The following is a 14,938-nucleotide window of genomic DNA, read 5'->3' as shown; positions in this document are numbered from 1 at the left end:
TTTACCAGCTCGGGCGCGAACCTGGCCCGAAGTTGTGGCCCGTGACCAGCGTGGTGCTCTGCACGAGCGTCGACAGACCCAGGATCAGCTGGACGAGCTTATCGTCCGGCAGCACCCAGATCTGACCGCGCGGCTGCTCGGCGCCGGTGGCGGCCATGATCAGGGGCGCGATCCAGGCGGCGTCGCTGTCGACGTCGAGCAGGATGGCGTCGGCCGTCGTCTGCATGTGCACCAGGCCGCCTTCGGCAATGGCAAAGCAGATGCCGACGCCCGTTTCCTGCGGCGTGATCAGTTCCTGCATGGCGGCATTGTGCTCGTCGATCCACAACTCGACGTCTTGCGGCGTTTCGAGCGCGATCCAGGGACGGGGTTTGAAGCGGGGTGGCTGTTCGGGCGGGAGGGTCATGTGCTGCACGCAAAAGGGGACGGGGCGTATCTTACGGCAATTTCCATCGCCGCGGGCCAGGTCTGCGCTTGCATCACGGGATGTCGAGCGTCACGAGGCGCACGCTGACGTGTCCGTCGTCGATGATGAGTTCGCCGACTGAAACGGGCAGCGTAAAACGACGGCGCCCCGCCGCGCCGGGATTCACGTACAACACGCCTTCGCGCTCGACGCAGGCCGGTTTGTGCGTGTGGCCGGTAACGACCACGCGCACGCCGCTGGCCACCGGATCGATGGCAAGTTCCTTCAGGTCGTGCAGCATGTGGATGGTGACGCCACCGAACGTGACGGTGACGGTGTCAGGCAAAGCCCGTGCCCAGGCGCCGCTGTCGTTATTGCCGCGCACGCTGGTGAGCGGGGCAAGTTCGGCCAGGCGCTCGAGCGTGGCCGGATCGACGATGTCACCAGCGTGCAGCACGGCATCGCTGCCCTGCAGGAAGTCGAGCGCCTGCGGACGCAGCAGGCCGTGCGTATCGGAAATCAGGCCAATGCGAATGACCACTTACGGACGCTTGCTGCCGGCCATCTTGGCCATGGTGACGACCGAGTACAGCGCCGCCAGGCCGACGAGCACATACACGACGCGGGTGAGCGTCGAGCCCGGCTCGAACAGCACGCCGACCATGTCGACGTCGAACAGGCCAACCATGCCCCAGTTCAGGCCGCCAATAATCAATAGTGCCATCGCAATGTAATCCAGGGCGGACATGGCTGGACGGCCATGCGTGCGCGCCGTGACGCGGCGATCGGGCAGCGAACGGCGGTCCATGGTTGGTGTATTGATTGTTGACATCAGAGCCTCCTGGAGAAAGACATTGGCACCACCGGGGCGGCGCCCCGGGACGTGTTGTCCATACTAGCCCAGGTTAACAAACAGGCACGCACCGTTGCCGCGCAGGCAGACGGCTGCGAACTCAGCCTTTCCAGGTTCGGGCCAGGCCCGTGTCGGCATGGATCCAGCCGCCGCGCGGTCCGCTGCGGTAGTAGTAGCCGACGCCGCCGCCGCGGAAGCTCTTGATCAGGCCGCCCAGCACTTCTTCGTTCAGGTTGGCGATACGGATATCGGCCGCCTTGCCCACCAGGTGCAGCGACTGGCGCGCCGCCGGGATGCCCTGCTCGCGCAGGCGCGCGTTCGAGGCCGGCGAGCGGTAGCCCGACAAAATCTCCAGCGGCTTGATGATGCCGAAGCGGGCGATGAAGGCCTGGGTGCTCCAGAGCATCTCGAACAGTTTCGGATCGATGGGTGCGGACGCCTTGCCGTTCACGTCGCGCAGCAGATGGCACAGTTCCTGGTAGGCCGACTCGATGACTTCGCCGTCTTTCCAGTACAGCACATTGGCCGTCTCGCCGCTTTGCGGACGCGTCACCGACAAGGTGCGCGGCTTGACCCAGAAATCGAGGTCAAGTGCCTGCGAATCGAACAGGTCGGGTGGCGGTTGGAGGTCGGTCGCGGCAGCGGCCAGCGGCGCGCCGATGACACCGATGGCGGCAAGGCGCGCGCCCTGATGGAGAAAGTCTCTGCGGGAAGCCATATATGCGTTGGTGTAACTCGTGAATATCGATGGGCCGTACTATAGCGTATTCATCATGGATGGCGCGGTACGGCGTGAACCGCGCGCATTCATCGCGCAATCAGTCGCTGCAGTTGCAGAACCGCTTGCGTGCATTGCCTTCGCCGGCGCCGTCGAGCCGCTTCCACATCAGGTCGCTATCCAGGCCGAAACAGGATTTTTCCTTGCCCGCATTGCTGAACCCGTGGCGCTCGAAGAACGCGCTGGCGCCAGCGGGGCTGTGCAGATGCAGCTTGCTGATGTTCCAGGCACGCGCCTGCTCCTCAACCGCCGCCAGCAGCGCCCGGCCCACGCCGCAGCGCAGCGCATCGGGCAACACGTAACACAGCGCCACCTTGCCGGCCGGGGTCAACAGCGTCAACCCGACCAGCTGCCCTTCGCTCTCGGCGACGACGGCAAAATTGGCCGGTGCAGCAAACCAGGCGGCCACGGTGGCCGGCGTCTTGTTGCCGAGCCAGGCGTCGAGTACTGCCGGCTGGTCATGGTGGTCGGCACGGCAGCCTTCCTCGATCGAGCGGCGCAGCAGGTTGCAGGCTGGCACGGCGTCGGCGGGAAGCGCCTTGCGGATTTCAATACGCGTGGACATCGATCATCAACATAAATACGGTACAAGGACGTGAGGTGGCGGGAAACGACGCCCCGGGCATGACACGGGCACGACTATACACCGAAAGCCAACGACCCTGCTGGCGACAGGGACAAGCAGATGATCGGCATAACCATATGACGAAAGTATTGTTCCGTTTGACGGCGGCATCAGGGAACATGCACGCTGTCACTCCAACTTCAAGCTAGCGAGACCCATTATGCGCATCACCCCTCCGAACACGCTGCGCCGCTCGATCCTGGCGCTGGTCCTGGCTGCCGGCGGCGCCGTGCCGCTGCATGCCAGCGCCGCCGGCCCCGAGCTGCTGAACGTGTCGTACGACGTCGCCCGTGAATTGTACAAAGAAATCAACCCGGCCTTCATCGCCTCGTACAAGCAGCAGACGGGCCAGACGGTCGAAGTCAAGCAATCGCACGGCGGCTCGAGCAAGCAGGCGCGCGCCGTGGCCGACGGCCTGGCGGCGTCGGTCGTCACCATGAACCAGGCCAATGACATCGACATGCTGGCCGACCGTGGCCTGGTGGCGAAAGACTGGGCCAAGAAGTTCCCGAACAATGCGGCGCCCTACTACTCGACCATGGTGTTCCTGGTCCGCAAGGGCAATCCGAAGCAGGTCCGCGACTGGCAAGATCTGGCCCGGCCCGGCGTGGCCGTGATCATCCCGAATCCCAAGACTGCCGGCAACGGCCGCTACACCTATCTGGGTGCGTGGGGTTCCGTGATCAAGAAAGGCGGCAACGAAGCTGCCGCCCGTGACCTGGTCTCGAAGATCTTCAAGAACGTGCCGATCCTGGACGGCGGCGGCCGCGCAGCGACCACCACCTTCACCCAGCGCCAGATCGGCGACGTGCTGGTGACGTTCGAGAACGAAGTGAGCATGGTGCGCAAGGAATTCGGCAACGATTTCGAAGTCGTCTACCCGAACAGCTCGATCCTCGCCGAGTCGCCGGTGGCGGTGGTCGACAAGGTCGTCGACCGTCAGAAACTGCGCCAGCCGGCAACGGCGTACCTGAACTTCCTGTACAGCCCGGTGGGCCAGGAAATCGGCGCCAAGCACTTCATGCGTGTTCGTTCGGACGCCGTCATGAAGAAGTACGCGGCCAACTACAAGCCGATCAGCCTGTTCACTGTCGACGAAGTCTTCGGTGGCTGGCGCGCAGCGCAAAAGCGTCACTTTGACGATGGCGGCGAGTTCGACAAGATCTACACCGCCAAGTAATCCGTACTACCCTTCAACAGCCCTGCCGCGTGCAGGGCTGTGTGCTTTGAGGCGTCCATTCGAGGTCACTCGACATTTCTGCTGAACATGCCCTGTTAATAATCTGCACCTGAACTGAGCAATTCCGATAGAAAATTGCGGATTTACAGGGTGATTTTCTTGTGCACCATAGACATGCCTGTCGGATAAATGCTATCTTGCCTGCCTTCTAGTTGCTCTAGAAACAGATGTTGATCCGCGCCGCCCCGGCGCCCAGCTCCATCAACCTCAACCCAGATTCCAGACAGACAATGATCAAACACCTGTTCGCCACGGTCCTGATGACGTTTTCGGCCGCGGCATTCGCCGTGCCGTTCGGCTCCCAGTCCGTCCTCGTTGTTGAAAACGACACCGGCAAGATCCTCCTTGAAAAAAACGCCGACACCGTCGTCCCGATTGCATCACTGACCAAGCTGATGACGGCAATGGTCGTCCTCGACGCCAAGCTCGACATGAACGAGCAGATCGAGATCGACCGCGACGACGTCGACCGCGTCAAGTTCAGCAGCTCGCGCGTGCCGGTCGGCGCCAGCATCTCGCGCAGCGACGTGCTGCACCTGGCGCTGATGTCCTCGGACAACCGCGCCGCCGCCGCGCTGGCCCGCACCTACCCGGGCGGCAACGAAGCCTTCAAGGCCGCCGTGCGCCGCAAGATCCGCGCGCTGGGCATGACCCAGACCACGATCGAAGAACCCACCGGCCTGTCGCCGCACAACCGCTCCACCGCAGGCGACCTGGTCAAGATGGCCGTCGCCTCGGTCCGGTACCCGGATATCGTGCGCATGACTACCGAAACCAAGGAAGTGATCGACATCAACGGCCGGGGCGTCGAGTACCACAACACCAACCGCCTTGTCGGCGCCAAGGGCTGGGACATCGGCCTGTCGAAAACCGGCTACACGAACGAAGCCGGCCGCTGCCTGATCATGAACATCACGGCAGCCGGCAAGAAGGCGACGCTGGTGCTGCTCAATGCCGGCGCCTCGTCGGCCCGCGTGCTCGACGCACTGAACATCCGCCGCTTCATGACTGGTGACGCAGCACCCGTGGCCCGCGTCGCGCGCGCCGCACGCGTTTCGTCGGGCGGTCCACGCATCAAGGCCAGCGCCGGTAGTGTGAAAGCCAAGGCAAAAGCCCGTACCAAGCTCGTCAAGTCGAAGGTCCAGGCCACCAAGAACCGCAAGGTCGCCAAGGTCAAGACGACGCGCAAGCGCCGCGACTAAGCACGTGTCTGGTGGAATCAAGGGGCCGCAAGGCCCCTTTTTTTATGCGCACAACATCAGTAGGGTGGACGGGTTTCCCGTCCACGCGTTCAACCGCCTCTCTGATTCAGAAGAACCTACTTTGCCGCAGCCGCTTTCACGACGAGCGCATCCATGACCTGCCCGGTCGCCGCCATCACCTCACCGGCATCCTGGATCCTGTTCGCCTGCTGCACTTGCGATGGCGACACCACATACGTGCCATCGATGATGACAGTCGGCGTGCCGGCGACCTTGTAGGCCTCGGCAACCTGGCTCAGGCGTTTGAGCCGGGTCTGGACACCAAACGAGTTCCACGTCTCCATGAATGCGGTCTTGTCGAGACCATTCTCGCCAGCCCACGCGATGATATCGGCGTCCTTCATCAGGCGCTTGCGCTCGACGTGCACGGCATTGAACACCCGCCCGTGATACGCCTCGAGCTTGCCCATCGCCTCGAGCGTCAGGAACAGGCGCGCTTCCGGATCGGTCGGGCCCTGGAACGGCAGCGGCACGCGGCGCAGCGTGATCCGGTTGCCCTGCTGCTTCGTCCAGTTCTTCAATGTCGGCTCGAACGCATTGCAGGCGCCGCAGTGATACGCGAAGAATTCGATGACCTCGACCTTCTTGCCCTCGGCCTGGGTTGGCTGCGGCGTGGCCAGCGTCATGAAGTCGGCGCCATCGCGCGGCACGGTTGGCGAAGCGTTGGCAAGGCCGGCCACCAGGGCGGCGGCAATAAGGGCAAGTCGCAGGGCACGCATATCGATCCTTTTCAGTATGAAGCAAACATTCTAGCCCACGGCGCCACCATCAAATGCGCGCATTCTCACGACGCCCGCGCGTGACCTCTCATGCCACCAGGTCACGCAAGCCACTGGTACGGTGCGTACGGCTGGCAATCGCTTCCTGCAGCACGTCGCCGCCTGGCGTGACGAGCGTAAACACCTCGCTGGCACGCGTGATGCCCGTGTAGACCAGCTCGCGCGTGAGCACCGCGTTGCGCTCGCGCGGCAGCGCCAGCACCGTGTGTCGAAACTCCGAGCCCTGCGATTTATGCACGGTCATCGCGAACGCCGTTTCGACATTGCGCAGGCGCGTGGCCAGCACGCTGCGCACGGCGTCGCCTTCAAGGAAGTAGACGCGCAGCGCGCCGGCGCGCGCCGGATCCGGCAGCGTGACGCCGATATCGCCGTTGAACACGCGCGTCGAGTAGTCGTTGCGCGTGACCATGACGGGCCTGCCGACATACCACTCGGCGCCATGGCGCAGCAAGTGACTGGCCGCGAGCCGCTTTTCGATGGCCTCGTTCAGGCCCGTCACGCCCCATTCGCCATCGCGCACCGCGCACAGGATGCGGAAGGTCTCGAAGCTGAGCAGGATCTGGCGCACCCAGTCTTCATGCCCGCCACTGGCGCCATCGCGCAGCAGCTGCAGGTACGGCGCATACCCGGCATGCGCCAAATGCAGGAGCTGCGCCGGCTGCGCATGTTCGAGCCAGCGCACGCTCTCGTCCCCGGCCCGCAGCACCTGTTCGGCGCGCGCGGTATCGCCACCATTGACCGCCAGCGCGAGCTGGCCGATCGGCCCGCCGAAGCGGCGGCTGTAGCGCAGCATCACGGTTTGCTGCGCCAGCGCGCCGCCGTCGCCGCGATAGATGTCCGGGATGATCTCGCCGCTCGCGGCCTCGATGTACGCGATCGTCGCCGCGCTGTAGTGGCCTTCGTGCGCGGCATGGCACAGGTCACCCAGCACTGCGCCCGCCTCCACCGACGCCAGCTGGTCCTTGTCACCCAGCAGGATCAGCGTCGCGCCCACGGGCAGCGCATCGAGCAGGCTGGCCATCATTTCCAGGTGCACCATCGATGCCTCGTCGACGATCAGCACATCGACGTCTAGCGGATTGCCGCGGTGGTGCGCGAATGCGCGCGTATCGGGCCGCGCCCCGAGCAGGCTGTGGAGCGTGCGCGCCGCGCCCATGCGCGCCGTCAGTTCGCGCAGCGGCAGTTCAGCGCCGACGCGGTCAGCCAGTTCATTGAGGGCCTTGTCAATGGACTGCTTCAGGCGCGCGGCCGCCTTGCCCGTCGGTGCGGCCAGTGCGACGCGCTGGCGCCCTGCTTCCGGGGCCGTCGCGAACAACAGCGCCAGCAGGCGCGCGACCGTGTAGGTCTTGCCGGTGCCGGGACCACCCGTGATGATCGCCACCGAACTGCGCAGCGCCACGGCGCAGGCGAGCTTTTGCCAGTCCGGCCCCTGCGCGCCAGGCTGCGCGACGAACAGCTTGTCGAGCCAGCTGCGCACGAGCGGTGTCTCCACCGGATGCGTGGCCGCCGCGCGCTCGCGCACGGCCTGCGCGACCAGCGTCTCGTCGCGCCAGTAACGCCGCAGGTACAAGCGCTGGCCATCGAGCACCAGCGGCTGGTCGAGATCGAATTCGCCCCGGATCCAGACTTGCTGGCAGTGCGCCAGCAGCTTGCTCCAGCCGGCCACGCCGCGAGGCAACGGCGCAGCCGCCTGCGCCAGCTGGCGCCACGCGTCGTCGCTCCAGCCCAGCAGCAGCGCCGGCCCGGCGGCAAGGTCGTCCAGCTGCAGGCAGCTGTGGCCGTGGCCTTCGAGCTCGGACAGCACAGCCGCCGCCACGATCAGCGCCGGCGGCGCGTCGCCCAGTTGCGCAATGAAGCGCGCGAACGCGCCGGACAGGCGGCGCAGCTCGCCCGCTTCGGTCAGCGCACCGATCTCGCGCCACAGACCATCGATATCGGCATCAAGCTTCGCCATGTGCATCCTTGTCCAGCAAGCGTTCCAGTCCATCCAGCAGCGCGAGGTCGGGCGCCAGTACCCAGCAGCCGCGCGTGACCGGATTGGCGATCCCGCGCAGGAACATGAAGACGGCGCCGCCCAGCTGCTCTTCGGGCTCGTAGGCGTCGCCCAGGCGCGCGCGCAGCAGCCGGTGCAGGGCCAGCAGATAGATGCTGCCCTGGATCTCGTAGCGGTGTTCGGCCATCCCCGCGGTCATTGCCGCCTGGCTGTACGACGCGTCGCCCGGCCCCAGCGCATTGGACTTGTAGTCCAGCACCCAGTAGCGGCCTTCGTGCTCGAACACCAGGTCGGCAAAGCCTTTGAGCATGCCGTGCAGCACACGCTCGGGCAGCACCGGCCGCTCGATCCCGCCCAGCAACTGCGTGCGGCACAGCGCGTCCAGGCACTGCAGGTCGAGGTGCTCGCTCGGGAACCAGAACTCCATCTCGGGCAGCACGCCGTGCAGGTCGCGCAGGCGCGCATTCAGTGGCGGCAACGGCGTATCGACGATCTCGCGCAGCCATGCCAGCGCATCGGCAAGGCGGTGGCCCCAGCCCGCACGCTCGATATGCTGCACCAGGCGCGCCTCGCAGGTCGGGTCGTCCAGACAATCAAAACCTTCACGCGCCAGCCACTCGAGCCGCTCGTGCATGAAGTTGCCAGGCACCGAGCCGCGCGGGAAGCGGTGCCACGGTGCGTCCTCGATGCGGGGCGGCGTGGCCACCTGCGGCACGTCTTCCATCAGCGTCTGGTCCTGCGCGCGCATCGGCGTTGGCGGCGCGATCGCATGGCGCGTCAGCGACGTAAACGAGCCGACCGACCAGTCGCGCTCGAACTCGGCGCGGTAGCGCGGCGCATCGAGCAGGTCGGGGCGGATGTCCTGGCGCGACAGCATCGTCACCGCATCCGGCTCGGCCAGTTCGTGCAGCGAGATGCCCTCGGTACTGCCAGCCACGACATCGAAGCGTGCACGCAGCGCCTCGGCGGCAATCGCGTCGCCCCCGGCCAGCAGATAGCCCAGCGCCGACTCGTGCAGCTTGTTCTCGCCCTTGCGCGTGCCGGAGACGGCCGCCGCGCCCAGCCACAGGAAGTGGCGCGCACGCGTCAGCGCGACGTACAGCAGGCGCAGGTCTTCCTCGATGCGTGCGCGGTCGACGGCAGCCAGCGCATCATCGCTCAAGGCCAGGTCAAGATGGCGCGTGCCGGCATCGTCCACGTATTCGAAGAATGCACGGTTACGGCGGTTGGTCGCGCGCGCCGTCACGGCGAACGGCAGGTACACCAGCGGGTACTCCAGGCCTTTCGACTTGTGCACGGTGACGACCTTGACCAGTTCGGCGTCACTCTCCAGGCGCAGCACGCGCTCGTCACCACTCGACCCCAGCCCGTCGATCTGTTCGGCGAACCAGCGGATCAGCGCCTGCTCGCCTTCGAGCTGGCTGCTGGCCTCCTGCAGCAATTCAGCCAGGTGTAGCAGGTTGGTCAGGCGCCGCTCGCCGCCCGGCTCGCGCAGCAGGCGCGCCGGCAGGCCCAGTTCGTGGATGAAGCGGCGCAGCATCGCCAGCACGCCCTGGCGCTGCCAGCTGCCGTGCAGGGCCTTGAGCTGCTCGACGCGCGCTTCCCAGACCATTTCGTCGTGCGAGAACTGCGCCAGTTCGGCCAGCCCAAGACCGGCGGTGGCGGTGGCAAACGCAGCCCGCGCCAGCGCGCCGTCAAGGGGATTGGCCACCGCGTACAACCAGCGCAGCACATCGGCCGCTTCATCGCTTTCGACGACCGAATCCTTGTCGGACAGGTAGACGCTGGCCACCTTGCGCCGCATCAGCGCGCGCCGGATCGCGCCGGCTTCACGCCGGTCGCGTACGAGGATCGCAATATCGGCCGGCATCAGACGCGTGAATGTGGAACCTGCGCCAGCGTCGTCGTCGAAGCCCACGCGCTCGTCATTGAGCAGGCCGACGATGTGTTCTGCGCAGTGATGGGCAAAGACATCGCGGTAGTCGTCGGCCTTCAGGTCAGCGCGGTCCACGAGGTTCACGGCCAGCGCGCCGGTAGCCTCGCCCAGGCCCACCAGCTGGCGGCGATGGCCCTGCGCCTTGACCGCATCGAACGGCAACGGGTTGTCGTCGCCGCGCCGGAACCGGAACGCCGCGCCCGGATGCGCGCCCTCGGCATGCAGGAACAGGCCATTGACCGCACTCACGAGCGGCGCGGTCGAGCGGTAATTGGTGTCGAGCTGGTAGTGCCGCCCCGCCGTCGCGCGGCGCGCCGCCAGGTAGCTGTGGATGTCGGCGCCGCGAAAGCCGTAGATCGACTGCTTCGGATCGCCAATCAGGAACAGTCCCTGCGCCGGATCGTTGGCTTCGACCCGGTACAGCAGGTCAAAGATGCGGTACTGGTCGGGCGACGTGTCCTGGAATTCATCGACCAGCGCTACCGGATACTGGCCCACGATGCGCGCGCGCAGCGCCGCGCCGTTCTCGCCTTCGAGTGCGACCTTCAGGCGTTCGAGCATGTCGGCAAAGCCGAACTGGCGGTTGCGCCGCTTGAGTTCCTGCATGCGCGCGCCGATATGGCCGGCGGCGTGGCGCAGCAGTGCGTGGGCAATCGGATCGAGCGCGGCCAGGCTGGTCTGCAGCGCGGCGGTGGCGTCGAAACAGTCCGGCACGTCGGTCGAAAAATCCTTGCTGAACGCATCGGCGATGCCATCCGGCGTCAGGCGGCGCCACGCCGTGTCGGTCAGGTCCGGCATGTGGCGCGCCGGGTCCGTGGCCCACGCGCGCAGCGCCTCGAACCATTTGACAAGGGAGTCGGCGCGCAGCTTGTTGCCGTTGAAGCACTTGGGCTGACGCTCGCGATGGCCGGCAATCCAGCGCTCCATCGTGTGGGCGCGCTCGAACCAGCCGTCCTTCAGGCGCACCAGCTCGTCGCGCTGTGCCGCGGCCAGCCGCGCCACCAGTTGCTTCAGTGGTTCGGCCGCGGGCGCGCCGAGCAAGGCGTCGCGCCGCACCAGGTCGCGCACACTGGTCTTGAGCGCTTCCACATCGCGCCAGCTGTCCATCACGATCGCCAGCGACTCGGCGCCCAGCGGATAGACCTGCTGGCGCCAGTAGTCATGCGCGGCGTCTTCGAACAGTTCACGTTCGTCGCTGACCAGCTCTTCGTCGAACAGGCTGCCGCTGTCGAAGGCGTGCTCGCGCAGCATGCGCTGGCACCAGGCGTCGATCGTGAAGATCGCCGCTTCGTCCATCGTCTCGGCCGCCATGAACAGGCGGTGCCCGGCGATGTGACGCTCGCTGCCCGCCGTGTAGCTGGCGGCCAGCTCCTGCAGGTACGGGTCGGCGATGTCGAGTTCACCGCGGAAGTAGGCGGCTGCCTGCACCAGCCGCTCGCGTACGCGATTGGCCAGTTCGCGCGTGGCGGCGCGGGTGAACGTCATCACCAGGATCTCGGATGGCAGCAGCGGGCGCACGAACGCATCCTGCCCACCGTGCCCCAGCACCAGGCGCACGTACAGCGCAGCGATGGTCCAGGTCTTGCCGGTGCCGGCCGAGGCCTCGATCAGGCGCGAGCCATGCAGCGGGAAATCAACCGGTTCGAGTTTGCTACTCATGAGAATGACTCCTGCAACGGCCTGATCTTGATGCAGTCCTGCATCCAGCGCGCCAGCGGCCCATATAGTTCATCGGCCAGGTCGGGCCAGCCGCCGGCGTTCTTCAGGGCGTCAAAGTCCGGCCACAGGCGTGCCAGGCACAGGTCGTCGACTTCGCCGCGCAGCTCGAAGCCGCCGTCGTAGGTGGCGCGTGGATCGCCCTGCGCCAGATGCGCCAGGGCGGTCTTGCACGCCACTGGCAACGGGCTGTCCAGATTCGCGCGCCACAGGCGCACCAGGTCGCGCAGCGTTTCCAGCGCCGTATCCTGGGCCAGCGGCGCCATCTCGAGCACCGCATCGCGCGCCACCAGGTAACCCGTCACCGGATTGCCGGCAGCCGCCGCGGCCAGCTGGCGCAGCCACGGCGAGATCAGCTTGTCGCCGCGCGGATTGCCGGCCCGGTCCAGCACCTTCGACGAGATCTGCATCAGCCATGCACTGCCCTCGCCGTTTGAGCGCAGGCGGTCGATCCAGTCGTCCAGCTGAATGCCATCCAGCAGCAGGCTGACGGCGAACTTCGGCGCCGCCTGCGGGAAGCGCGCGCCCAGCCGCAGCCACTCGGTGCGCACCGGCGCCAGGCTCTCGACCAGCTGCTCCTGCCACATGCGGCCCATCAGGCCGATCGGCAGAACGCCTTCGCGCGCCAGGCGTTCGGCGCGCACTGTCAGCGTGGCGCGCACGTCGCCGATGGCCTCGGCCTCGCCGCTGTCGTCCAGCAGGTGGTCTTCGATCTGGTAGCGTTCCAGCGCATCCAGGCCAAACGGTTCTTCGTCATCGCCCACGTGCGCGGCGTCGGCAAACACGACACCAAGGCGGCGGCGGAAAAAGAAGCGCGCCGGCTGGCGCAGGAAACTGGCCAGTTCGCCCAGCTTGAGGACGAAGTCGGACTCCAGCTCGTAGGCCGGCAAGACGTCGTCGACGGGATGCTCGTCGGCGCCGTGCGCAGTGCGCCACTCGCCCGCGTAGGTGAGCAGGCCGCCGCGCTGGAAGTAGCGGCGGCTGAACGGCTGCAGCGGATGCTCGGTCGTGATGTGATGCAGGTCGTCGATGTCCCAGCCGGCCTGCAGGTAATCGCGCAACTGCGCCACCAGCACCGAAGGCGGCTGCTCGCTGTTGTCGCGCACATTGCGCCCGACCCAGCTCACGTAGAACTTGTCGCGCGCGGCCAGCAAAGCCTCGAGCATCAGGTAGCGGTCGTCGTCGCGGCGCGAGCGGTCACCGGGACGCGCCATGCCCGGCAGCGCCAGCAGGTCGAAGTCGGACGGGCGCGCGCGGCGCGGGAAGTCGCCGTCATTCATGCCCAGCAGGCAGACGGCGCGAAACGGCACGGCGCGCATCGGCATCAGCGTGCAGAAGGTCACGCCGCCCGACACGAACTGGTGGTTCAGCGTGGGCGCATCCAGTTCATTCATCCAGGCCTGGCGCAGCACTGCCAGCGGCACCGGTTCGTCGAAGCCCGCCGCAGCGCAGGTCTCGAGCCAGCACTGCAGGCCCTCGCCCAGGTTCGACAGCGTCAGGCGGTCGGCTTCGTCGCCCGCCGCATAGAAGCACGACAGCATCTCGCGCGCCGCCTCGCCCCATTCGGCTGGCCGCAGCGATGCATTCAGGCGGCCGCGCCAGGTCAGCAGGCATTCGACCAGCTGGGCCAGCGAGCCGGCCAATGCCGCATCCAGGCCGCCCACTTCGGCATACGGCTCGATGTCGCCGAAGCTGGCGCCGGCGCCGCTGGCGTAGCCGAGCAGCATGCGGCGCACGCCGAAGATCCAGGCATTCTGCTCGCCCGTCATGCCCAGACCCAGGCCCGCGCGGTGATCCTGGTCCAGGCCCCAGCGCACGCCGGCGCCGTCGATCCAGCGGCCCAGGATCGGCAGATCCTCGCTCGTCACGCCAAAGCGGCGCGCGACGGCCGGCACGTCGAGCAGGTCGCGCACTTCGCTCTGGCGGCAACGCTGCTGCGGCAGACGCAGCAGCCACTCGAGCGAGACCAGCAGCGGATTGACGCTGCGGTCGCGCACGTCGCCGATCTCGAACGGGATATGGCGCGGGTCGTGGCGCCGGTGCTGGTCGAACACCGCGTGGATCGCGGGCGAGAATGCATCGATGTCGGGCACCATCACCACCACGTCGCGCGGGCGCAGCGTCGGGTCTTGCGCGAACCACGACAACAACTGGTCGTGCAGCACTTCGATCTCGCGCTGCACGCTGTGCGTGACGTGGAACTCGATCGAGCGGTCGTCCGGCATCGGCGGCACGTGCGGGTGCTCGGACAGCGGCACCAGGTCGCGCACCGCGGCCTGGACCTGTGACAAGAGCGTGCCGCCATCGTCGTCGGTGAACAGGTCCACGCGCAGTGGCGCCGGCTGGCCTTCGCCGCTTTCGCCACTTTCGCTTGCCTCGTGCTGCTGGTCGAATTCATCGAGCATGCGCACGAAATCGCGGCCTTGTCTGCCCCAGCTGGCCAGCAGCGGATGGCTGTGGACATGCATTTCCTCGATCGGGATCGTGCCCAGGTCGACGCCCTCGCGATGCGGCTGGCGGCGACGCGCCGCCTTGAGCAACTGGCTGCCTTCGATGATGTCGCCCCAGTAGAACTGGCACGGATTCGGTACGGCGAATAGCACCTGCGTGTGGCGCGCCAGCGCCGATATCGCCTGCAACGTCTGGTACGGCAGCGTCGACATCCCGAACAGCACGACGCGGCGCGGCAGGCGGCTGGCCGGCGCGGCATCGGCAGCGACGGCGGCGAGGAACTGGTCGTGGATGGTGGCGCGGCCGCTCTGGCGCTGCGCCTCGGGCAAGCTCGCGTGCACGGCGCGCCACAGGCACGCTTGCCAGCGCTGCTCGGGCGCGAGCGGGACCACATCGCCGCCCGCGCGGCGCAGCACGTCGCGCCCCGCGGCCCAATCGGCCAGCCAGTCGGCGCGATATACCTGGTACTGGTCATACAGGTCGGCCACGCGTTCGGCCAGCTGCAGGCGGCGCTCGGCGTCGCCATCGGCCAGAAAGCGGGCGAGTGGCGCGTAGCCGTCGTCCTGCAGCAGCGTCGGCAACAGGCGCATCAGGCGCCAGGTCAGCGGGTCCTTGTCGAACGGCGCGCGCTGCGGCACGCGCTCGCGGCCCAGCATGCCCCGGTAGGCTTCCCACATGAAGCGCGCCGGCAGCGCCACGCGGGTGGCGGCACAGACGCCGTTTTCCTCGGCCAGCGCGATCTTGAGCCACTCGGCCACGCCGTTCGACTGGACCAGAAAAATCTCTTCTTCGAGCGGTCCCAGGGGGTGATTGCGCAGCCAGTCGAAGACGGCGCTGCGCAGCAGCTCCATCTGGTTACCGTGGAGGATCAAGAGACCGGGAGTGATCGGGGCAGGCAT

The 14,938-nt window shown here is 66.8% G+C and carries 11 protein-coding genes; 2 read left to right on the top strand and 9 right to left on the bottom strand.

The features are described from left to right. Position 1: 1 nt before the first annotated feature. The 5 genes from AC56LN_RS07440 to AC56LN_RS07420 all read right to left on the bottom strand — a co-directional run bounded on the left by AC56LN_RS07440 (position 2) and on the right by AC56LN_RS07420 (position 2,602). Entirely contained in the window at positions 2-406 is a 405-nt protein-coding gene (locus AC56LN_RS07440; RefSeq protein WP_482899174.1) for a hypothetical protein, read from the bottom strand. 73 nt (positions 407-479) lie between these two features. Next, the gene (locus AC56LN_RS07435) at positions 480-941 is read right to left on the bottom strand and encodes a metallophosphoesterase family protein (protein ID WP_499570793.1); all 462 of its coding nucleotides are present in this window, start codon (positions 939-941) and stop codon (positions 480-482) included. Positions 942-947: 6 nt separating this feature from the next. Next, positions 948-1,238 (bottom strand): DUF378 domain-containing protein, encoded by a 291-nt coding sequence (locus tag AC56LN_RS07430; RefSeq protein ID WP_499570691.1) that lies wholly within the window; start codon positions 1,236-1,238, stop codon positions 948-950. A gap of 121 nt (positions 1,239-1,359) precedes the next feature. Continuing rightward, positions 1,360-1,977 (bottom strand): YcbK family protein, encoded by a 618-nt coding sequence (locus AC56LN_RS07425; RefSeq protein WP_332533731.1) that lies wholly within the window; start codon positions 1,975-1,977, stop codon positions 1,360-1,362. 100 nt (positions 1,978-2,077) lie between these two features. Then, complete coding sequence (locus AC56LN_RS07420; RefSeq protein WP_499570690.1) at positions 2,078-2,602, bottom strand: GNAT family N-acetyltransferase; 525 nt, start codon at positions 2,600-2,602, stop codon at positions 2,078-2,080. Positions 2,603-2,822: 220 nt separating this feature from the next. Here AC56LN_RS07420 and AC56LN_RS07415 point away from each other — a divergent pair, with 220 nt between their 5' ends. Then, positions 2,823-3,842 carry a sulfate ABC transporter substrate-binding protein gene (locus tag AC56LN_RS07415; protein WP_499570689.1) on the top strand — a complete coding sequence of 340 codons (1,020 nt, stop codon included), beginning with the start codon at positions 2,823-2,825 and terminating at the stop codon, positions 3,840-3,842. Positions 3,843-4,132: 290 nt separating this feature from the next. Then, positions 4,133-5,104 carry a serine hydrolase gene (locus tag AC56LN_RS07410; RefSeq protein WP_499570688.1) on the top strand — a complete coding sequence of 324 codons (972 nt, stop codon included), beginning with the start codon at positions 4,133-4,135 and terminating at the stop codon, positions 5,102-5,104. Positions 5,105-5,220: 116 nt separating this feature from the next. Here the strand turns inward: AC56LN_RS07410 and AC56LN_RS07405 are convergent, their stop codons facing one another. From AC56LN_RS07405 to recC, 4 genes are all read right to left on the bottom strand, one after another. Beyond that, positions 5,221-5,883 (bottom strand): thiol:disulfide interchange protein DsbA/DsbL, encoded by a 663-nt coding sequence (locus tag AC56LN_RS07405; RefSeq protein ID WP_499570687.1) that lies wholly within the window; start codon positions 5,881-5,883, stop codon positions 5,221-5,223. A gap of 88 nt (positions 5,884-5,971) precedes the next feature. After that, on the bottom strand, positions 5,972-7,897 hold the full coding sequence (gene recD / locus AC56LN_RS07400) for an exodeoxyribonuclease V subunit alpha (protein WP_499570686.1): 1,926 nt from the start codon (positions 7,895-7,897) through the stop codon (positions 5,972-5,974). Then, positions 7,884-11,531: an exodeoxyribonuclease V subunit beta gene (recB, locus tag AC56LN_RS07395; protein WP_499570685.1), complete on the bottom strand. Its 3,648-nt coding sequence runs from the start codon at positions 11,529-11,531 to the stop codon at positions 7,884-7,886. Before recB ends, recD begins: the two co-directional genes overlap by 14 nt. Next, entirely contained in the window at positions 11,528-14,938 is a 3,411-nt protein-coding gene (recC, locus tag AC56LN_RS07390; protein ID WP_499570684.1) for an exodeoxyribonuclease V subunit gamma, read from the bottom strand. The genes recB and recC overlap by 4 nt, the downstream gene beginning before the upstream one ends.

The sequence above is a fragment of the Telluria sp. ZT3P26 genome, from assembly GCF_059686035.1.
The sequence above is the reverse complement of the archived record's forward strand: the minus strand, read 5'-3'. Positions and strand labels throughout refer to the sequence as shown.

Bases quoted from the DNA above. Each gene is read 5' to 3' on its own strand.
- AC56LN_RS07425 (WP_332533731.1), bottom strand. From the start codon at position 1,977: ATGGCTTCCCGCAGAGACTTTCTCCATCAGGGCGCGCGCCTTGCCGCC.
- AC56LN_RS07430 (WP_499570691.1), bottom strand. From the start codon at position 1,238: ATGTCAACAATCAATACACCAACCATGGACCGCCGTTCGCTGCCCGAT.
- AC56LN_RS07420 (WP_499570690.1), bottom strand. From the start codon at position 2,602: ATGTCCACGCGTATTGAAATCCGCAAGGCGCTTCCCGCCGACGCCGTG.
- recC (WP_499570684.1), bottom strand. From the start codon at position 14,938: ATGCCTGCCCCGATCACTCCCGGTCTCTTGATCCTCCACGGTAACCAG.
- recD (WP_499570686.1), bottom strand. From the start codon at position 7,897: ATGGCGAAGCTTGATGCCGATATCGATGGTCTGTGGCGCGAGATCGGT.
- AC56LN_RS07410 (WP_499570688.1), top strand. From the start codon at position 4,133: ATGATCAAACACCTGTTCGCCACGGTCCTGATGACGTTTTCGGCCGCG.
- AC56LN_RS07440 (WP_482899174.1), bottom strand. From the start codon at position 406: ATGACCCTCCCGCCCGAACAGCCACCCCGCTTCAAACCCCGTCCCTGG.
- recB (WP_499570685.1), bottom strand. From the start codon at position 11,531: ATGAGTAGCAAACTCGAACCGGTTGATTTCCCGCTGCATGGCTCGCGC.
- AC56LN_RS07415 (WP_499570689.1), top strand. From the start codon at position 2,823: ATGCGCATCACCCCTCCGAACACGCTGCGCCGCTCGATCCTGGCGCTG.
- AC56LN_RS07405 (WP_499570687.1), bottom strand. From the start codon at position 5,883: ATGCGTGCCCTGCGACTTGCCCTTATTGCCGCCGCCCTGGTGGCCGGC.